General features: G+C 38.0%; 17 protein-coding genes. 14 read left to right on the top strand and 3 right to left on the bottom strand.

Annotated elements, in window-relative coordinates; all coding sequences use genetic code 11:
• Window positions 1-29: 29 nt before the first annotated feature.
• The 6 genes from BD809_RS12070 (at window position 30) to BD809_RS12045 (ending at window position 5,243) form a co-directional block, all read left to right on the top strand.
• The gene (locus BD809_RS12070; protein ID WP_317130874.1) at window positions 30-587 is read left to right on the top strand and encodes a GNAT family N-acetyltransferase; all 558 of its coding nucleotides are present in this window, start codon (window positions 30-32) and stop codon (window positions 585-587) included.
• Between the two features lie 175 nt (window positions 588-762).
• Window positions 763-1,551: an SDR family oxidoreductase gene (locus BD809_RS12065; RefSeq protein WP_317130876.1), complete on the top strand. Its 789-nt coding sequence runs from the start codon at window positions 763-765 to the stop codon at window positions 1,549-1,551.
• 97 nt (window positions 1,552-1,648) lie between these two features.
• Entirely contained in the window at window positions 1,649-2,380 is a 732-nt protein-coding gene (locus tag BD809_RS12060; RefSeq protein WP_148783236.1) for an SIMPL domain-containing protein, read from the top strand.
• A gap of 449 nt (window positions 2,381-2,829) precedes the next feature.
• Window positions 2,830-3,396 (top strand): response regulator, encoded by a 567-nt coding sequence (locus tag BD809_RS12055; protein WP_148783235.1) that lies wholly within the window; start codon window positions 2,830-2,832, stop codon window positions 3,394-3,396.
• Window positions 3,380-4,807, top strand: a complete 1,428-nt coding sequence (locus BD809_RS12050; protein WP_148783234.1) for a sensor histidine kinase — start codon at window positions 3,380-3,382, stop codon at window positions 4,805-4,807. The genes BD809_RS12055 and BD809_RS12050 overlap by 17 nt, the downstream gene beginning before the upstream one ends.
• 19 nt (window positions 4,808-4,826) lie before the next feature.
• Window positions 4,827-5,243, top strand: coding sequence for a response regulator (locus BD809_RS12045; RefSeq protein ID WP_148783233.1), 417 nt, complete (start codon window positions 4,827-4,829; stop codon window positions 5,241-5,243).
• A 36-nt stretch (window positions 5,244-5,279) separates the two neighbouring features.
• Here the strand turns inward: BD809_RS12045 and BD809_RS12040 are convergent, their stop codons facing one another.
• On the bottom strand, window positions 5,280-5,474 hold the full coding sequence (locus BD809_RS12040) for a hypothetical protein (protein ID WP_148783232.1): 195 nt from the start codon (window positions 5,472-5,474) through the stop codon (window positions 5,280-5,282).
• A gap of 324 nt (window positions 5,475-5,798) precedes the next feature.
• Here BD809_RS12040 and BD809_RS12035 point away from each other — a divergent pair, with 324 nt between their 5' ends.
• From BD809_RS12035 to BD809_RS12020, 4 genes are read left to right on the top strand one after another with little or no spacing between them, the layout of a single operon-like run.
• The gene (locus BD809_RS12035; RefSeq protein ID WP_148783231.1) at window positions 5,799-6,143 is read left to right on the top strand and encodes a 5-carboxymethyl-2-hydroxymuconate Delta-isomerase; all 345 of its coding nucleotides are present in this window, start codon (window positions 5,799-5,801) and stop codon (window positions 6,141-6,143) included.
• Between the two features lie 15 nt (window positions 6,144-6,158).
• Entirely contained in the window at window positions 6,159-7,661 is a 1,503-nt protein-coding gene (locus BD809_RS12030; RefSeq protein WP_148783230.1) for a S10 family peptidase, read from the top strand.
• A 4-nt stretch (window positions 7,662-7,665) separates the two neighbouring features.
• Entirely contained in the window at window positions 7,666-8,682 is a 1,017-nt protein-coding gene (locus BD809_RS12025; protein WP_148783229.1) for a pirin family protein, read from the top strand.
• Window positions 8,683-8,685: 3 nt separating this feature from the next.
• Entirely contained in the window at window positions 8,686-9,513 is an 828-nt protein-coding gene (locus tag BD809_RS12020; RefSeq protein WP_211356719.1) for a DUF1853 family protein, read from the top strand.
• Window positions 9,514-9,539: 26 nt separating this feature from the next.
• Here the strand turns inward: BD809_RS12020 and BD809_RS12015 are convergent, their stop codons facing one another.
• Together BD809_RS12015 and BD809_RS12010 are read right to left on the bottom strand one after the other, a co-directional pair.
• Window positions 9,540-11,003 (bottom strand): magnesium chelatase, encoded by a 1,464-nt coding sequence (locus BD809_RS12015; RefSeq protein WP_148783313.1) that lies wholly within the window; start codon window positions 11,001-11,003, stop codon window positions 9,540-9,542.
• A gap of 66 nt (window positions 11,004-11,069) precedes the next feature.
• The gene (locus BD809_RS12010; protein WP_148783227.1) at window positions 11,070-12,200 is read right to left on the bottom strand and encodes a vWA domain-containing protein; all 1,131 of its coding nucleotides are present in this window, start codon (window positions 12,198-12,200) and stop codon (window positions 11,070-11,072) included.
• 189 nt (window positions 12,201-12,389) lie between these two features.
• Here BD809_RS12010 and BD809_RS12005 point away from each other — a divergent pair, with 189 nt between their 5' ends.
• The 4 genes from BD809_RS12005 to BD809_RS11990 all read left to right on the top strand — a co-directional run bounded on the left by BD809_RS12005 (window position 12,390) and on the right by BD809_RS11990 (window position 19,827).
• Window positions 12,390-13,856 (top strand): M28 family peptidase, encoded by a 1,467-nt coding sequence (locus tag BD809_RS12005; RefSeq protein ID WP_148783226.1) that lies wholly within the window; start codon window positions 12,390-12,392, stop codon window positions 13,854-13,856.
• Window positions 13,857-14,051: 195 nt separating this feature from the next.
• On the top strand, window positions 14,052-14,402 hold the full coding sequence (locus BD809_RS12000; protein WP_148783225.1) for a hypothetical protein: 351 nt from the start codon (window positions 14,052-14,054) through the stop codon (window positions 14,400-14,402).
• A gap of 264 nt (window positions 14,403-14,666) precedes the next feature.
• A complete protein-coding gene (locus BD809_RS11995) occupies window positions 14,667-17,879 on the top strand; it encodes a VPS10 domain-containing protein (protein WP_148783224.1) in 3,213 nt (1,070 codons plus the stop codon).
• A gap of 7 nt (window positions 17,880-17,886) precedes the next feature.
• Complete coding sequence (locus BD809_RS11990) at window positions 17,887-19,827, top strand: S9 family peptidase (protein ID WP_148783223.1); 1,941 nt, start codon at window positions 17,887-17,889, stop codon at window positions 19,825-19,827.
• Window positions 19,828-19,951: the final 124 nt, after the last annotated feature.

The raw sequence follows: 19,951 nt of genomic DNA, 5'->3' as shown, positions 1-19,951 counted from the left end.
GTTTAGCCGTATCGTAGAATTCACGATATTTGAGACCAGCAGGAATATTAGAAACAACCATGTCACAGTACCCAACTTTTGAAACCGAACGCCTCATCTTACGGCTTACCGAACTGGAGGATGCTCCCTTTATCTTAGAATTATTTAATTCACCCAAATGGATTCAGTTTATTGGGGATCGTAACCTTCGCACCATCGAGCAAGCCGAAAAATATATTGCCGAGCGTATGCGTGCGCAGTTAGCGCACCATGACTTTTCCAATTATACTGTGATTCGAAAAGAAGATCAGGTTAAATTGGGTAATTGTGGCTTATATGATCGGGAGGGAGTAGATGGTATTGATATCGGATTTGCCTTTTTGCCGCAATACGAGGGCAAAGGCTATGCGTTTGAAGCCGCTAATGAATTAAAAGAGCAAGCCTTCAATCGCTTTCAGCTACCCGAACTGCATGCCATCACCGATAAGGATAATACAGGCTCGCAACGGCTTATAGAGAAATTAGGACTTCGTTTTAATAGATATATCACCTTGCCTGATGAGACCGAAGAGATCATGCTTTATAGCCTCATCAAGGATATCCAATAACTAATCAGCTTCTACGAACTAAACTCAAATAAACCGGGCGGACTGTGTATACTATTAGGCTTCGTGATAACTTCCCGTTCCATACCTGTAAGCATCCTAAACCATAGCCCATGATGGTGGTTCGTATGTTAGCAACTCTTAAAATTCAGCACCACTACGTTAATCTAATGATAAACTGAAAACATTCGTATTATGGACCTCTGTAATAGTTGTATTTTTAAGTAAAAACAACATGAATCTTAAGAATAAAATTGCCGTAGTCACAGGTGCCAGTAGTGGTATTGGCAAAGCAATTGCCCAAGCATTATCACAACAAGAATGTACTGTCGTTTTAGCCAGCCGAAGTACCGAAACGCTAAAAGAGATAAGCCAAAGCTTACCCCATAAAAGTAGTGTCGTTACGATGGACGTAAGCAGTACCGATAGCGTTTCTCAAGCTTTTAAAGAAATTTACACTACCTACGACCATATTGACATCTTAGTCAATTCTGCAGGTATCATGCCCTTAACGTATATTAAGAACAGACATTTGGACGAGTGGCTTGATACGATCGATGTTAATGTCAAAGGCGTGCTGCGATGTATCTATGAAGTGCTGCCGGCCATGAAAAAGCAAAACAAAGGGCATATTATCAATATTGCCTCAGTCGATGGAAAAGAATTGTATGAAGGAGGCGCTGTGTATGGGGCGTCAAAAGCAGCATTGATTGCCTTATCAAAAGCCTTACGCATGGAGTTGTCGCCAGAATTTAATATCCGGATTACCGCGATCGAACCGGGAACGGTAGATACAGACCTGCGAGAGGACATCACCGATCAAGAGCTATTAGAAGATAAGGATTACGGCGGAGATGAGCCAAAAATGGATGCCACTGCCATTGCCGAAGCGGTTGTGTATGCAGTACAACAACCCGAAAGCGTAAATGTAAACGAACTCTTACTGAAGCCTACAGGAAAATCTTAAAGTTCATGGAGCGCATTGCACACCTTATAATGTGAGTACCCTGGTAGATACGAGCAAAAATATAAGTATCTTGTAATTTGTTATAAAACAGGAGTAAATGAAAAAGCAAGTTACCGCTATTATTTTTGCCGCTGCCATCGTCGTTGCAGCATTGGTTTTGGGAAAAGCGTATGTCGACAGAAATAATAAAGATGGAGAAGTGTTAGTAACCGGATTAGGAAAAGCTAATTTTAGCTCCGATCTTATTGTTTGGGAAGGACGGTTTGAAGCGCAAAACATTGATTTGAAACAAGCCTACCTGACGCTGGATTCGGACAAAGAAACCATTCAGAAGTATTTAATATCAAAAGGAGTAAGTAAAGATGACTTAGTCTTTAGTGCTGTGAAAACAACACGCAAAACACGTACAAAATACGCCTCAAACGGAAATTATATCGGGGAAGAATTTGACGGATATCACCTTTCACAAGCTATCGAAATCAAATCCAAGGAGGTTGCTAAAATAGAACTCGTTTCGCGTGAAGTAACCGAATTACTTAATCAAGGGGTTCAGTTATATTCTGAAGCTCCCAGATACTACTACACACAACTCGCAGATCTTAAAATTGAAATGATCTCAAAAGCAACAGAAGATGCGCGACTACGTGCAGAAAAAATAGCAGAGAACTCCGGTAGCAGTTTAGGTCAGTTAAAATCAGCACGAATGGGAGTTTTTCAGATTACCGGTCAAAACTCCACCGAAGCGTATTCATGGGGAGGTACTTTTAATACGGCTGACAAGGAAAAAACTGCATCCATTACGATGAAGCTTGTATATGATGTTGACTAATATAAATCAGCTATAATCAAAAGATTATCCTAGTAAATAACACGTATGCAGTTATTTATCTAACGTAAATAAGTGCTAACTGCTAAAGAATTACGTAATAACGTTAAGAGCTTTAACACAATACCTTAGTTTTTAAGAGTAAATTTGTACTACACACAAATAACTCTTAATATCATGCTTAAATCAAGAACTCATTCTAAGCTACTCTACGCTACAATTGTGGTTGCGCTGTTATGTATAATGCTGGCTATTTTTGGTCTTATATTTTAACATTCGATACAATTGAATACGCTGTATTTGATAGCATAATGCACTTTAACAAATGTTTAATACACCCTTTTACATTGACTCTCAGTGTACCTAAGCTAAACCTGTTCTTACACAAAGGTTTTCAGGGAGTCTTTCTATAGTATTTTTTCTACTTTTGTTACTCACTTATCCATTTAACTATGTTACCTAGTTCATTAAAATTTTTGGTAGTAGAAGATTTGGTTTCTGATTCTTTTTTAATTCAGAGACAACTTAACAAGCTATGTGATAATGCAGAAATAAGATTTGCCGATAGTCAATTGGCATTAACCAACGCATTAAAGAAATATATGCCCGACTTTATCATCAGTGATTTTAGCCTTAGTGGTTTTGATGGTTTTGATGTCATACGAATGGTCAAGGATCATGATCCAAACCTTATCATTTTGATCATTTCAGGCAGTTTGAACAATGATGAAAAGGTTGCGCAATTGTTAATGGAAGGTGCCTCTGGTTTTTTTCTAAAAGACCCTATCAATGAACTCCCCGAGAAGCTACGTCCGGTATTAGAAAAGCTATATATAGAAAAGCAAGAACAACTAGAAAAATTAGATCATCAACGTAAGAAAGATGCTGCCTTGGATGAAGTCGCGTCTTTTTTGAGAGAGTTCGATAGTAGTCGTGAAGATGCAGACGAGGATACCATATTACAAACCATGCAAAAATCAATTTTAAGACTATTCCCAAACTATGGATCAAAACAATGATGGTGTTTCTATTCTTAAATCAATCTATGTAAGTTTATTCATTCTAATTCTAATAGTAGCAGGAATATTTTTTCTCGTAGCTGCTATTAAAAATTCTCAAAAATGGTTAGTACACACTGTAGACGTAAAACATAAAACAGAGCGCTTACATTCCTTTATTAAAGATGCTGAAAGAGGACAACGGGGATACTTATTAACCAACGAAACCTCCTACAATAAGCCGTATAATAAAGCTACGGATCAACTGGATGACCAAATTGAAGAACTCAAAGCCGAAACTGCTTACAATCCGGCACAACAAGCCAACATTAAGAAATTAGACTCGCTGCTGTATCTAAAACTGGATATTCTGGAGCGGACCATCGATGCCCAAAAGGCAGGTAATGATGATACCGCGCTCAATATCGTAAATACAGACCGTGGTCAATATTTGATGCGAGAGATCAATACTGTGATTCAAAACATCCTAAAAGATCAGGACACTCTCTTTGAAGAACGTAAACAAACACAACTGTACACCTATTATTTAGCTATCGCCTTGCTTATTGCATGTTTGGGCTACATGATTTTAAACCTGCTACGTATTCGCAATCAACTACGTCCGTTGATTGAAAAATTAAAAAACAATAACGAATCCTTGCAGCAGAGTGTCGATGCTAAAAATGAAGAAATACGACTACGCGAAATACAGGAGGCAATTAACAAAACACTGATCGATCGTCTGCAAGATAAAAATAAGGAACTCAATCAATTCGCCTATATCGCATCTCATGATTTGCAAGAGCCCTTACGAACCGTAGATAATTTTATTACGATTTTTGAAGAAGACTATGGGGACAAACTGGATGAAGAAGCTTCTGCATACTTTAACTTCATCTACGGCGCTACAGAGCGTATGAAAAACTTAATTACAGGGCTGTTAAACTATAGTAGAATCGGTCGGTCCGGCAAAATAGAGGCGGTGGATCTCAATATAATTCTCAACGATATCATCATTGATTATACTAGTTTGCTGGAAGCTAGTGATGCTCAGCTCAAACTACCAAAACTTCCAACCGTAAATGGGTATGAAATAGAAATTAAACAATTATTTTCTAATTTAATCTCCAATGCAATCAAGTTTATTCCCGAGGATAGACAACCAACTATTGAAATTAAGTATACCGAAGATCAAATGTATCATATCTTCGAAATACATGATAACGGTATCGGCATCAAACCGGCACATATCAATAAAATATTCGAAATGTTTACCCGCCTCCACAGTACCTCACAATATGAAGGTAAGGGTATCGGACTCTCTTTTTGTAAAAAGATAGTTGAACTCCACGAAGGTACAATCAAAGCCGAGTCTGAGCTGGGAGTAGGCTCCATTTTTAAATTTACTTTCAAAAAAGATTTACAACCCTAAATTAAACAACCTCCAAGACATGAAAGAACAGTTAAATAAAATATTACTTATAGACGATTCTGAAGCAGACAACTTTGTACATACACGCGTGATTAAAAAATGTAATGTTACTAAATCTATTGTCGCTAAGCTTTCCGGCGAAAGTGCTTTAGAATATTTAACCACCTTAGAAGAGGATCAATATCCTAATCCGGATTTAATATTCTTGGATATTAACATGCCGGGAATGAACGGATGGGAGTTTCTGAAAGAATACGACAACCTTGACGAAGAATTTAAAGCAGGAATCGTGGTTACCATGCTTACTACCTCTTCCAGTCCGGATGATCGCGCACGTGCTCAAGAAAACGGTATTATCGACCATTTTGAAAACAAACCCTTAACATCCGAAGTGTTGATGAAAGTGTTAGAGAAACATTTCCCAGAAAGCTTTTAATACAAAGTAACCAATCAAATAGTAAAAAGGCGTTATTTACGCCTTTTTACTTACGATCACACCGGCAATCAACGCTACAATCCCTAAACCAATACTGATATACGCATTGGTATTGTCCTGTGCCTCTATGCTAAAACCTCCTATAGATACGGATGCTTCGGGAGCAATTACAGTGTATATTCCGTAGCCTAATAAGATAACGCCTGCGATAAGTAAGATTGTTTTTATCATATCTACTTTGTGTTGGTTGAACCCACAAGATACTTAAATATCTTAACTTCATACAAATCAGCCTCTTCACGTACAGCTTAGATGCAACCTTGATATTAACTACCTCCTCAGTAACATACCAAGATATTTTAAACGGCACAGTTAAGATGCTTTCACATGATTTTAATAGAATCAAGGAGGTAAACACTTTACATACTTCTTCACACGTATTTCATCCAAACCTTTCGTACAGCAAACCATAATTTACGCATGCTATTCGATAGATACTTCGTATTTTTAACTGATCATTTAAATGAACACTTACTATAAATATACGATCCCATCATGCCACACTTTGTAATGGAATGTTCCTCGAACATCGTAAAACTCAAAGAACCTCAACAGATCATTCAAGCTGTATATGACACTGCAGAAGCGACGCAACTTTTTACTCCGGGTGATATAAAAGTGCGTATACGAAGCTTTGATGATTTTACCGTTGGCAACACAACCGATGATTTTATCCATGTTTTTGCTTATATAATGGAAGGTAGAACCCAAGAACAAAAGAAAAAATTATCCAAGAGTGTAGTGCAAACTTTACAGTCAATATTTCCCGAGGTTCCTATACTGTCTATAAATATTATGGACTTTGAAAAAGCTACCTATTTTAATAAATCTCAATTATAAAGCATCGTTTTCATCATGAATTTTACATTACGCCATTTTTGTATACACCTCAGTATATTGTGTAGTATCGCTTTTGCTCATAGTCAGCAGGTGAGCGTACCCCTAGATACCTTAATTAACACCAGTCATACGGTTCAAATTAAAGGAAAATCTATTCCTTATACCGCAACCACAGGTTTTCAACCCGTGTGGAATGATCAAGGAAATCCTATTGCTTCCCTTTTCTACACCTATTATAAACGTAGTGATTTAAAGAACGATGAGAACAGACCTTTATTAATTTCGTTTAACGGTGGTCCGGGATCAGCCTCGGTATGGATGCACATTGCTTATACCGGTCCCAGAATTTTAAAAATTGATTCTGAAGGATTTCCCATTCAACCCTATGGAATCAAGGACAATCCGAATTCGGTATTGGATGTTGCCGATATTGTGTTCGTAAACCCGGTGAATACAGGCTACTCCCGAATGATTCCGGACAAAGATGGCAAGATGCCGGAGAAAAAAGTCTTTTTTGGGGTAAATGCAGATATCGAATACCTCTCAGAGTGGGTAAATACCTTTGTAACCAGAAACAACAGATGGCGTTCTCCAAAATATTTGATTGGTGAAAGTTACGGAACGACGAGAGTATCCGGATTAGCATTGGCGCTACAACAAAAACAATGGATGTACCTCAATGGAGTCATTCTGGTTTCCCCTACCGAAATTGGTTTCGAATTTGATGGCCCGATAGAAGTAGCCAACCGCTTACCTTATTATACAGCAGCAGCTTGGTATCATAAAAAACTACCACCTGCCTTGCAACAAAAGGATCTCTTAGAAGTGCTGCCTAAGGCCGAACAATATACTATCCATACATTAATCCCTGCCCTCGTAAAAGGAGGTACTTTAGCTGAGAAAGATCGCAAGCTCATCATTGCCTCTATGGCGTATTACTCAGGAATATCCAAAACTGTGATCGACCAACATAATCTCGAAGTACCCAAGGCTTTTTTCTGGAAAGAATTATTGCGTAGCGATCAGGGATACACCGTGGGTCGACTGGATTCGCGTTATAAAGGTATGGATGTAAAAGAAGCTGGAGAGCGACCTGATTACAATAGTGAGCTCACGGCCTGGCTACATGCCTTTACCCCTGCCATTAACTATTATATCGGAGAAGAACTGAAATTTAAAACAGACTTGAAATATAATATGTTTGGACCGGTTCATCCTTGGGATCGTAGTAATAATAATTCCGGCGAAGCCCTACGAAGTGCTATGACTATGAATCCAAATTTGCACACCATGATTCAATCGGGATATTTTGATGGTGCTACCACTTATTTTAATGCAAAATATGTGATGTGGCAGCTCAATGCTAACCGCAAGCTTGGCGAACGCTTAGATTTCAAAGGGTATCGCAGCGGTCATATGATGTATTTACGTAACGAAGATCTCATTCAGGCAAATCAAGACATACGAGACTTTATTGTAAAGTCTTCAAAGAAGATACAGTCCGGTTCAAAATATTAAATATATGGATGCCATTCAAAAAATAAAACCCCTTGGATTCCCTTGGGAAACGAGTGATCCCTTTCTCTTTTGTGCTTATCACGAAGATTTATATCCTGAAGGTGACGATCAATTAGGTCCGGCTGCATCCTTGCAGGGACGAAATCTTGGACAGGATTTTATAGAAAAGGACGGATTCAGAATGTATCATGGTACTACCGTACCGGGTTTTCCTGCGCATCCACATCGGGGTTTTGAGACGGTGACCATCGCGCAAAAGGGTTTAGTTGATCATTCAGATTCATTAGGTGCTGCGGGCAGGTTCGGTAATGGGGATGTGCAGTGGATGACTGCCGGGAGTGGTGTACAGCATTCAGAAATGTTTCCTCTTCTTAATAAAAACGATAAAAATCCTTTTTTACTTTTTCAGATTTGGTTGAACCTTCCGAAAAAATCCAAATTTGTTGCGCCACATTTTAAAATGTTATGGCATGAAGATATTCCGATAGTTACCAAACAAGATACCAACGGACTTAATACTATGGTAACTTTAATAGCAGGAACATTGGACGGTGTAACAGCACCTGATAGCGCCCCTGATTCCTGGGCTTCAGACCCCAACAATAACGTTGCGATTTGGACGGTAGTCATGGAACCCAGTGCAACGCTTACCTTACCCACCACAAGTCAGTCAACTTCGCGATCTTTGTATTTCTTTAAAGGAGGTGAACTACTGACGGAGGGATTCACCATTCCGGCAGGACATCGTATTATAACCAATCCTTCCGTTCCGCTCACCTTGGTTAACGGAGCTACCGAAAGTCATTTCTTACTTCTGCCAGGCAATCCAATCAACGAGCCGGTCGTGCAACAAGGACCTTTTGTGATGAATACCCGTGCTGAAATTTCTGAAGCCATCACAACCTATCAAAAAACTGAGTTTGGTGGTTGGCCCTGGCCAAAATATGATCATGTACACGCAGCTGAAAAAGGACGCTTTGCGCTGTATCCTGACGGAAATTTAATTGAAAAAGAATCCTAGGTGTTGACAGACTTACAATCACAGTATTCAGGCTTTTTGAACACCCCAAGTTTGTTGGAGTATATACCCAATACATTTGATCCATTCCTTGTACAGCAAGATAAAATACCCTCTGAAGAAGAATTAAAAAAACATATTCATATACATCCAAATGAAGTACTGGGCAAACGTGTTGAACACTTTTTTGAATACTACATCAAAACGCATTCAGCCTTTGAGTTACTGCGAAGTGGTATTCAGGTATTTAAAGAAAAACAAACCATTGGCGAATTAGATTTCTTAGTTAAAAATAAAGCAACTCAATCCTTTTTGCATATCGAACTGGTCTATAAATTTTACATTTATGATCCTACGATCGCAGCATCACATGAAACCGGGTGGATCGGTCCAAATCGTAAAGATAGTTACGATCTAAAGTCTAATAAATTACTCAAAAAGCAATTGCCTCTTCTATATAACGAAGAAACTGAAAAAATTTTGGCTTCACTAAATTTGAGTTCGCAGAACTTTGAACAGCGTGTATGTTTTCTTACACAACTATATCTACCGCTGCATATGACAGCTTCAGCCATATTTGAAGAAAGAAAACCGCCAATTGCAGGATTTTGGACCTCGTTTCATGATTTTAAAAACCAGTTTGATCAAGATGCAGCGTATTATCTTCCGCTGAAAAAAGAGTGGATCATCAATCCCGCTCATGGAACCACCTGGATTTCTTTCGTAGAAATTTTATCTCAAATTGAGCAGGCTTGTGAGCAAAAAAAATCCCCTATGGTTTGGATAAAAACCAAAGAGGATCAGTATCAGAAAATTTTTATAACCTGGTGGTAATTATATAAGAAAGACTTCTTGATTCTTTATAATCCACTGATATAACCGCCGTATACATCTTTGAATCTAAACCCTTCAGAAAGACGATATTTACTTAACTTTTTATATTCAACCAGCCCCCACAATAGAAATTCTTTCAGAAAATAACTATCATTTTGAGCTACATCAGGATGATATTTTTGTAACAACTGTTTTAAAGGTATAACAGCATCGAGTTTAGCTTTGTACTCTTGATCAGATACATCGTCCAATAATTCAAAACCACTTTCTTCAAAAAACCAATCTATCAGCTGTTGATAAGGACTCTCTTCACCCTCTTTCTCTAATTTTTCAATTTTTGGAAAGTAATCAGGAAAAAGCGTTTTTATAGCATTAGATATTAACGTCTGCGCAACGGCATCGGCTCCTTCCTGCTCTCCTTCATAAACCAACTCAACTTTTCCTGTAATAGCCGGTACAATTCCCATAAAATCACTTACTCGTAACAAGGTGCGCTCATCACCTGATCCTAAGGCACGATACTCTGCCGTACTTAATAAATTTTCGTAGGCTGTGATACTCATACGTGCACTCACTCCGCTTTTTGGGTCAATATATTCGCTTTCACGCGCTTCAAAACCTATCTGTTCTAATAAATCTTTTGCCAACTCAGGAACATGTACTAATTCTTTTTGTCTCTTGTCTGACCCTGCTTCTTGCTGTGTAATAGTCTTTGCGATCGCAATCGTTTCAGGATAATGCGTAAGTATTTGGGATCCTATCCTGTCTTTTAATGGCGTAACAATACTACCTCTGTTGGTATAATCTTCCGGGTTCGCGGTAAATACAAATTGCATATCCAATGGTAATCGTAATTTGAACCCTCGTATTTGGATATCTCCTTCTTGTAAAATATTAAATAAGGCCACTTGTATTCGCGCCTGTAAGTCAGGCAACTCATTAATCACAAAAATACAGCGATTCGCTCTCGGGATCATACCAAAGTGTATTACCCGATCATCTGCATAACTCAGTTTTAAATTTGCTGCCTTTATTGGGTCCACATCGCCAATTATGTCGGCTACCGTCACATCGGGCGTTGCAAGTTTTTCCGCAAAGCGATCAGTTCTGTGTAGCCAGGTAATCGGAGTCTCATCCCCTTTCTCCTCGATTAAAGTCGTGGCAAAACGCGAAATGGGATTGAAAGGATCATCGTTAATCTCTGATCCCGCCACCACTGGTATATACTCGTCCAAAAGATTGATCATTTGACGCGCTAATCTGGTTTTGGCCTGTCCTCTAAGTCCCAAGAGATTAATATTATGTCGCGAAAGAATTGCACGTTCCAATTCAGGGATTACTGTATTTTCATATCCGTGGATACCTTCAAACGTCTCTTCTTTGTTTTGTAATTTTTTGATTAAATTTTTTCGCAATTCATCTTTTATAGATAAACTTTGATATCCTTCAGCTTTTAAAGCTCCTAAAGTAGTTAAGTTCGCTATGTTCATCATATATGTAGTGTAGTAATGCTTTAAATTATCAGTTTCTTATTCTTGTTTTTCGTAATTAGCAGACTATCTGCGGATTCTTTTCTTTCGGTTATTTTCGTAATCTTCAAATATCATTTCGCCTAAGCCTTGCAATCCAGTAAAGAATGCTTTTCCTTGATTTGCATAGGTAAACTCTCTGATAAATTGCATCAAATACGGATCTTGAGCAATCATAAAGGTGGTTATAGGGATATGCAGCTTTCGCGCTTGCTGGGCCATCATATAACACTTGTTTACAATGTGACGATCCAATCCGTTACTATTTTTATAGTAGTGTCCATCAGGTAATCTCAAGCAACTTGGTTTCCCATCGGTAATCATAAATATTTGTTTATTGGTATTACGCTTACGACGTAGCATATCCATTGCCAATTCCAACCCTGCAACTGTATTGGTATGGTAAGGTCCTACTTGCAAATAGGGTAAGTCCTTAATAGCAATAGGCCAGGCATCATTCCCAAACACAAGAATATCCAAGGTGTCTTTTGGATATCGCGTGGTAATTAATTCTGCAAGTGCCATAGCCACCTTCTTTGCCGGCGTGATTCGATCTTCGCCATATAAAATCATACTGTGGCTAATATCAATCATTAGCACAGTACTCATCTGTGCTTTATATTGCGTTTCTTCTACGATAAGATCATCCTCAGTCAACTTTAGTTCGTCCATCCCATGGTTAATCTGTGCGTTTTTAAGACTTTCAGTGATTGATATCTGTTCTAACGCATCTCCATATTGATAGTTTCTAAATTCTCCCGCGTGCTCATCTCCTCTACCTGTATATTTTGTAGCATGATTCCCTGATCCGCTTCTTTTTATCTTACCGAAAATCTGATCTAATGCTCTTTTACGTATTGCTTGCTCAGTTTTGGCAGTAATAGCCATACCTCCTTTACCATCAGGTTTAATTTCTTCTCGTATATACCCTTTCTTTTTCAGGTCTTCTACAAAATCATCCAAGGTATAGTCGTCTGTGGTAAGATTATATTCTTTATCCAGTTCCTTAAGCCAATCCAGAGCCTCATCAAGATCTCCGGAAGTATGTGTAATCAGTTCTTGAAAAATTTCAAAAAGCTTTTCAAAAGGAGATTGATCCGGTGCCTGATAAGGTTGAAAAGAAAAGCCCTTTTTATATATTTCTTGTGTCTTCTTCATTACATAAATTTACTACAATTTAAAAACAATCGTATCGTATAGTGATACCTTAATAGTCAATTAACATTTGTTGACTCCTACAACCCGAAACTCCTATCACCCAGATTTGTTAAAAGATTTTTTATATTTGGAAGATCGAGTCGATAGCTTGAGCTATTTGACGTAATTATTACAAAAAAATTACACACCATGAAGTATATCTCTTTGTTACTTGTTCTCTTTCTCTCAGCACTTTCCTCTTATGCCCAATCTGACATCGAAACGGTCAAAGAGACTATTACACAAAGTGAAATCGAAGGTCATATTTATTTCTTAGCTTCTGATGAGTTAAAGGGTCGTGCTACAGGATCAGCAGAAAATAAAATTGCCGCTCAATATTTAGCTACTATGTTCAGAGGATATGGTGTTGCAACAGCTCCGAAATTAAACAATAGTTATATGCAACCGGTAGTATTGACAAAAATATCCACACCGACAAATACAACTTTTGCTATTGGCACTGTAAGTTCGTCTAATTTATTGCCTGTAACCAAAAAGAATATTGCCTATACCGGCGAAATGGTTTTTGTAAACCATGGCTTAGAAACAGATTACGATAAAAAGGATGTTAATGGAAAAATTATTATTGCCATTGCGGGCAGTCCGGATAAAACAGATCCAAGAAGTGCTTTTGCCCTACTTAAAAAGAAAAGAACATTAGCCAAATCCAAGGGAGCCAAAGGTTTGATCGAGATTATGGATGCCGATCAAAATGTTTGGGACAATCTGTCTCACTACTTAAACACAGATAAATTAACCATTGATGGCGATGAAGAAGAACCCTTTGCACACAGTTGGGTGCGCATAGCTACGGATACAATAAACACACTTTTTAAAGATACTAAAAATTTAGAAGGTACATTTACCATAGAAGGAATAACCAAGAGTACTGTTCAATCTCAAAACGTAGTCGGTATAGTTGAAGGAACCGATCCAAGACTTAAAAATGAATACATTATTTACTCTGCACATTATGATCATGTGGGAATAGGCAAAGCTGTTGATAATGACTCTATTTATAACGGTGCCCGTGATAATGCAGTAGGTAGTGTGACTGTATTGGCTGCTGCAAAAAATATAGCAAAATTTCCGACGAAACGATCTGCTCTATTCATCTTATTTACGGGTGAAGAAAAAGGATTGTTAGGGAGTCAATGGTATGTGGAGCACCCTGTGCTGCCTCTAAAACAAATGGTATATTGTTTCAATAGCGACAATGGAGGGTACAATGATACTACGCTGGCAACTATTATCGGACTGGAACGTACTACTGCAGCACAAGATATTAAAGATGCTGCAACTGCATTTGGATTAAAAGCGATTGATGATCCGGCGCCTGAACAAGGCTTGTTTGATCGCTCTGACAATGTACATTTCGCTGCCAAAGGTATCCCTGCTCCAACATTTAGTATGGGTTTCACTGCATTTGACGAAGAAATAACTAAGTATTATCATCAGGTAACCGATAATCCTGACACTTTGGATTACGAATATTTGTTTAAATTTTTCCAATCCTATGTACTGGCATCTCGTAAAATAGCTAACAACCCTACTACTCCTTTTTGGGTTGAGGGAGACAAATATTTTTCAGCAGGTACTACGTTGTATAATAAGTAAATAGATCTAATATTTGACTAGTCCAATTTAAAAATGTAACTTAAAAATATAACATTTTAATTTTAGTAGCGTTATTATAAAAAACTCAGTGCTTTTGGGGATTTAATTGAAGCACTAAACACTTACAACACATGGTTATAAATTTACAACCGTAATTGTTTGCAACTTAGTAAGCAATTACATTTAACACTAGTTATGAAACATTGCCTACTACTCTCAACCCTATTCCTTGTATTAACAAGCATTTTTACAAATGCCGATGCCTATACGGCATCCAATAGTGTCTGCGATTATCCTTTAACTCACCACATTCAAAATCCGAGAGATCGTAAGCTGAGTGATGAAGAAGTACAACAGCGTGGCATTGACATGATGGTGAACCAAGTTATGGCCAATATCGATGGAATTGACTTCAAGGCTATGGCCAGATCAGATATTTTTGAAACTACCTACGGTTTTCGATGGAAAATGTTCAATCTTCAAACCGGAAAGATGATCGCTATAAAAGTAAATAAAGATTTTAAACTGCTCGATGTTATAAAATAGTAGAATTTGTAGGTCGCAGTAAAGTTGTAACAGCACCGCGCTTCTTAACATAGCTTTAAGAATACTACATTAAGATTTTCTTAACTTTATAAGCTTATTTAGCGTAAGCATGATGGCTGTTTTTTATAAAATCCAACGACTAAAGTATATCTCAATATTCTTAGATATATATACATGTATAGTCCTATCTATAAAAATAGCGCATCAGCTTCAACTACACTTCAAAAAAATTTTTCAACAGCATTTTAAAGTATGTATCTCAACATGAAAAAAACATTTTTTCTTTTTTTAGTGAGTATTTCATTTCTGACCTATTCACAAACTCTTACAAATGAAATTTTAAACGAAATCAAACCTCGTAATATCGGTCCAGGTGGTATGAGTGGACGAGTAACAACTATTGATGTAGTGACCTCTGATCCAAATATCATTTATGCAGGAACTGCCTCTGGTGGTTTATGGAAATCTACTTCAGGCGGTATTAAATGGGAGCCAATCTTTGATAACGAGATAACGGCATCTATAGGTGCAGTTGCGGTACAACAATCGAATCCCTCTGTAATCTGGGTAGGGACGGGTGAAGGAAATCCGAGAAATAGTTTGAACGGTGGATACGGTATCTATCGATCGCTGGATGGCGGAAAAAGTTGGAAAGCTATGGGGCTTCAAAAGACTAGACATATCCACCGTATCATTATAGATCCTACAAATCCAAATGTTGTATATGCTGCGGCCATAGGTTCTCCTTGGGGTGAACATCCTGAACGCGGAGTTTTTAAAACTACCGATGGTGGTGAAACTTGGAATAAAATATTGTACGCAAATAATAAAACAGGTGCGGCTGATTTAGTTATGGATCCAAAAAATTCAAATAAACTAATCGCAGCATTATGGGAACATAAGAGAGACCCATGGTTTTTTAATTCCGGTGGAGAAGGTTCGGGAATCTTTATTACCCATGATGGTGGTAAAACATGGAGTGAACGTACCGAAAAAGACGGACTGCCTAAAGGTAATTTGGGTAGAATTGGACTTGCTATAGCACCTAGTAAGCCGAATATTGTTTACGCCTTGGTAGAAGCTAAGAAAAACGCTTTATATAAATCATTTGACGGGGGATTCACTTGGAAGATGATCAATGATAAAAAAGATATAGGGAATCGTCCTTTTTATTACTCAGATATTTTCGTAGATCCTCAAAATGAAAACAGAGTCTATTCTGTCTTTACGTATGTGAATGTTTCTGAAGACGGTGGTAAAAACTTCACACAGTTAATGCCGGCTTACGGAGTGGATAACGGGGTTCATCCAGATCATCATGCTTGGTGGATACATCCTACCGATGGTTCCTATATGATTGACGGTAACGATGGTGGACTTAATATCACACGTGACGGCGGAGCATCCTGGCGCTTTATCGGTAATTTACCGGTAGCCCAGTTTTATCATATCAATGTAGACAATGAATTTCCTTATAATGTATACGGTGGTATGCAGGATAACGGAAGTTGGAGAGGTCCTGCATATGTGTGGAAGTCTCAAGGAATTCGAAATTCCTATTGGCAGGAAATATCCTTTGGTGATGGATTTGATGTAGTACCGGATCGTGATGATAGCCGCTATGGCTGGTCCATGAGTCAGCAAGGGTTTGTAAGTCGATACGACTGGATGACCGGAAATAATTATACCGTGCGTCCAACCCATCCAGATGCAGATACGAAACTTCGTTTTAACTGGAACGCAGCTATCAACAGTGATCCCTTTGACAGCAAAACTCTTTATTTTGGAAGTCAGTTTGTTCATAAAAGTACTGATAAAGGATTGACATGGAAGGTGATATCACCAGACCTTACAACCAACGATCCTGAAAAACAAAAACAATCTGAAAGTGGCGGACTTACTCTGGATGCTACCGGAGCAGAAAACCATACTACCATTCTCGTTATCGAACCTTCTCCGCTGGAACAAGATATGCTTTGGGTAGGTACCGATGATGGACGTGTGCATACCACCATGGATGGCGGCCAAAATTGGGTAGATGTTAGCAAAAATTTAAAAGAGTTACCCCAAGGAAGTTGGATCGTACAGATCAAAGCCTCAAACAAGGCTAAAGGTGAAGCTTTATTAGTCGCAAATGACTATCGTAGATTCAACTATACACCATATGTATACAAAACTACCAACTACGGAAAAACGTGGAATCGTCTGGTTGATCAAAATGATGTAGCAAGCTATGCACTAAGTGTTGTTGAAGATCCTATAGAAAAAAACCTGTTATTTTTGGGAACAGATGATGGATTATATTACTCTCTTAATGCCGGACAATCATGGACTAAATGGACTAATGGATTTCCGACAGTTCCTGTTAAGGATTTGGTAATTCATCCCAGAGAGCACGATTTGGTTATTGGAACGTTTGGTCGCGCAGCTTGGGTATTAGATGATATCAAGCCTTTGAGAGCTTTAGCCAAGGATGCTTCTCTTCTTAATCAAAAAGTGAATCTTTTTGAACCTTCAGTTGCCTATCAGGCAGCCTACCAACAACCTAGCGGGAGTCGTTTTGGTGCAGATGCTGTATATCATGGTGAGAATAAAGAGTATGGAGCCGCTTTTACTTATTTTATTCAGGTTGAAGAAAAACCTGAAACCGAAACAGATAAGGTTATTGAAGAAACTGATGATAATGAGGCAGCCGATGAGCAAGATGAAACTACTGTGAAATGGGATTCGATCAGCTTAAAAATTTATGACGGAGATCGTTTAATCAGAACCTTGAAGCAAAAAACTCCTGACTCTACAGGTTTTTACAAAATGCGATGGAGGATGGATGAAAAAGGGGTAGCACGTCCTTCTAGAACGATAGAAAAACAAAAAAACGAACCCGGAGGTGTACGCGTTAAGCCCGGTACGTATCGAGCAGAACTTCATTATGGCGATCTAATTAGCAAAAGTGAAATCAAAGTTAAAAGCGATCCTCGTTTAGAAGTTTCTACGACTAATATTGACGAGGTGTACAATGCATCAAAAGCGTTAGAGAAATATAGTCAAGCCGCTTACGAAGCAGTGAAACAATTGGTTGAAAACAAAAAAATTGCAAACGAGTATAAGAATAAACTTCAGAAAGAGGATAAAAAAACTTACAAGAAGGACATCGAAGCAAGCAAAGGAATCATTAAAAAAGTTGACAGTATTATAGCTGTTTTCATTGGTAAAGAAGATAAAAGACAAGGTATCACACGAAATCCTGATGTTAATGTTATGCAACGTTTAGGAACGGCTGAGTGGTACGTAAGCAGTCGACAAAACGGTCTAACCTCAACAGAGCAGACACTTTTAAATCATGCGAAAGTAGCGGTTGAAGACGCTTTACAAAAAACAAATGCTTTTTTCAATACCGAATGGAAAACCTATCAAAAACGCATGGAAAGTATCTCACTTTCTCCCTTTAAAGAGATAAAAGTTTTAACCATTAAATAATTAGTATATGAAAACATGGCACATTCTTGGAGTCTGCTTGCTTCTCTTATTTTCTTGTAAAGAACAGAAGAAAAGCGACCTGGCAGAAACTCCTCCAGAAATTAAAGAGTATACCATAGAGCAATTTATGGATAATGAAAACGCTTATGCTAGCAGTTATTCTCCGGATAAGACTAAAGTCTTAATGACGAGTAATCGTTCAGGAATTTATAATATGTATACGATACCTTCATCAGGAGGTGAGTTGCGTCCGATCACACAGTCGGATAGTGCTTCAGTATATGGTATATCTTATTTTCCCAAAGATGAGCGAATCCTTTTCCGCATGGACGGTAATGGGGATGAAATCTATAAATTGTATGTAAAAGACAGTACTTCTATCAAAGCACTGACGCCACTTAAAAATGTACGTGCACTTTTTAGAGGATGGGCAAAGGATGGTGCTAGCTTTTTCTACGCCAGTAATGAACGGGATCCTAAATATATGGATCATTACGAAATGAAAATTGAAGACTTTAGCTCCAAACGGATTTATGAAAATAAAGAAGGTATGGATTTTGGCGGAATGTCTGATGATCGTAAATTTATTGCATTGACAAAAACTATCAACACTAATGATAGCGATTTGATTATTTTGAATACAGCGACTAACAAAAAAGTGAAGGTTAATGACTCTTTAAGTGCTAACACCCCTCAAGACTTCTCAAAAGACAGTAAATATTTATATTACACCACAGATGCTGAAGGAGAGTATAGTGTATTAATGCGTTATAACCTTGAGACGAATGAAAAGGAAAAAGTAAAAGAGAAGGAATGGGATATTCGCTCTTTCTATTTCACTGATAACGGCAAGTATACTATAATGTACACCAACGAAGACGCACAGACCGTTTTATCTATTACCGATGTAGCTTCGGGAAATGAACTTACCTTACCTACATTCAAAGATAAAAATGTTACGGGAGTGGATTTCTCTGATGATGAATCCATGGTACTCTTAAGTGTTTCCGGCACCCACTTACCTTCTAACGTATATTCTTATGATTTGGAGACAAAGGAATATACTCAATTAACTGATGTGTTAAACAAAGACATTAGCGCAGAAGATTTAGTGCCATCAGAAGTAGTGCGTTATAAATCTTTTGACGGATTAGAAATTCCGGCAATATACTATCAACCTAAGCAAGCTAGTGCCACCAATAAAGTACCAGCCTTAGTTTGGGTTCATGGAGGTCCCGGCGGACAATCAAGACAGGGTTATAGCTCTGTTATTCAATATCTGGTAAATCATGGATATGCTGTTTTGGCTGTAAATAACCGAGGTAGTAGTGGTTATGGTAAGTCATTCTATAAAATGGACGATCTCAATCACGGGGATAAGGATTTAAAAGATTGTATTGCAGGTAAAGATTGGTTAGCACAACAAGAGGCTATCGACGGTTCAAAGATCGGAATTATTGGTGGGTCCTATGGTGGCTATATGACTATGGCCGCATTGACCTATGCTCCGGATGAATTTGAAGTGGGTGTCAATATTTTTGGAGTGACTAATTGGATGCGTACCTTAAAAAGTATCCCTTCTTGGTGGGAATCTTTCAAAGAAGCCTTGTATCTGGAACTTGGAAATCCGCACACCGCAGATTCTGTTCGCTTAAAGAAAATTTCGCCACTTTTTCATACTGATAAAGTGAAGAAACCTCTTATCGTTTTACAAGGAGCTCAAGACCCTAGAGTACTCAAAGTCGAGTCTGACGAGATTGTTGAAGGAGTCAAAAAGAACGGAGTTCCGGTAGAATATGTATTGTTTGAAGATGAAGGTCACGGATTTGTCAAAAAAGAAAATCAAATTGAAGCCTACAGCAGAATTTTGAAGTTTTTGGACACCTATTTAAAAAAGGAAACCGTTGAAAATAATTCGGATAGTGATACTACTGTCACTGCTGAATAAAATCTAGAATTAATAAAAACAAGTAAATAAAACCGTTTACGAAGTGTCGTAAACGGTTTTATTTATTTTCTGAATGTAACTTCGTACTATTGAATGATTAAGAATTTACAAATATTCCATAGGG

Origin of the sequence: Aquimarina intermedia (assembly GCF_008124785.1) — a bacterium.
In the GTDB taxonomy this organism is placed as follows: Bacteria; Bacteroidota; Bacteroidia; order Flavobacteriales; family Flavobacteriaceae; genus Aquimarina; species Aquimarina intermedia.
Note: the sequence above shows the minus strand (reverse complement) of the source record. Positions and strands in the feature narration are given on the sequence as shown.

Coding starts and splice junctions, on each gene's coding strand:
- BD809_RS12030 (WP_148783230.1), top strand. CDS start 6,159: ATGAATTTTACATTACGCCATTTTTGTATACACCTCAGTATATTGTGT.
- BD809_RS12050 (WP_148783234.1), top strand. CDS start 3,380: ATGGATCAAAACAATGATGGTGTTTCTATTCTTAAATCAATCTATGTA.
- BD809_RS12000 (WP_148783225.1), top strand. CDS start 14,052: ATGAAACATTGCCTACTACTCTCAACCCTATTCCTTGTATTAACAAGC.
- BD809_RS11990 (WP_148783223.1), top strand. CDS start 17,887: ATGAAAACATGGCACATTCTTGGAGTCTGCTTGCTTCTCTTATTTTCT.
- BD809_RS12010 (WP_148783227.1), bottom strand. CDS start 12,200: ATGAAGAAGACACAAGAAATATATAAAAAGGGCTTTTCTTTTCAACCT.
- BD809_RS12060 (WP_148783236.1), top strand. CDS start 1,649: ATGAAAAAGCAAGTTACCGCTATTATTTTTGCCGCTGCCATCGTCGTT.
- BD809_RS12040 (WP_148783232.1), bottom strand. CDS start 5,474: ATGATAAAAACAATCTTACTTATCGCAGGCGTTATCTTATTAGGCTAC.
- BD809_RS11995 (WP_148783224.1), top strand. CDS start 14,667: ATGAAAAAAACATTTTTTCTTTTTTTAGTGAGTATTTCATTTCTGACC.
- BD809_RS12025 (WP_148783229.1), top strand. CDS start 7,666: ATGGATGCCATTCAAAAAATAAAACCCCTTGGATTCCCTTGGGAAACG.
- BD809_RS12055 (WP_148783235.1), top strand. CDS start 2,830: ATGTTACCTAGTTCATTAAAATTTTTGGTAGTAGAAGATTTGGTTTCT.
- BD809_RS12015 (WP_148783313.1), bottom strand. CDS start 11,003: ATGAACATAGCGAACTTAACTACTTTAGGAGCTTTAAAAGCTGAAGGA.
- BD809_RS12005 (WP_148783226.1), top strand. CDS start 12,390: ATGAAGTATATCTCTTTGTTACTTGTTCTCTTTCTCTCAGCACTTTCC.
- BD809_RS12045 (WP_148783233.1), top strand. CDS start 4,827: ATGAAAGAACAGTTAAATAAAATATTACTTATAGACGATTCTGAAGCA.
- BD809_RS12035 (WP_148783231.1), top strand. CDS start 5,799: ATGCCACACTTTGTAATGGAATGTTCCTCGAACATCGTAAAACTCAAA.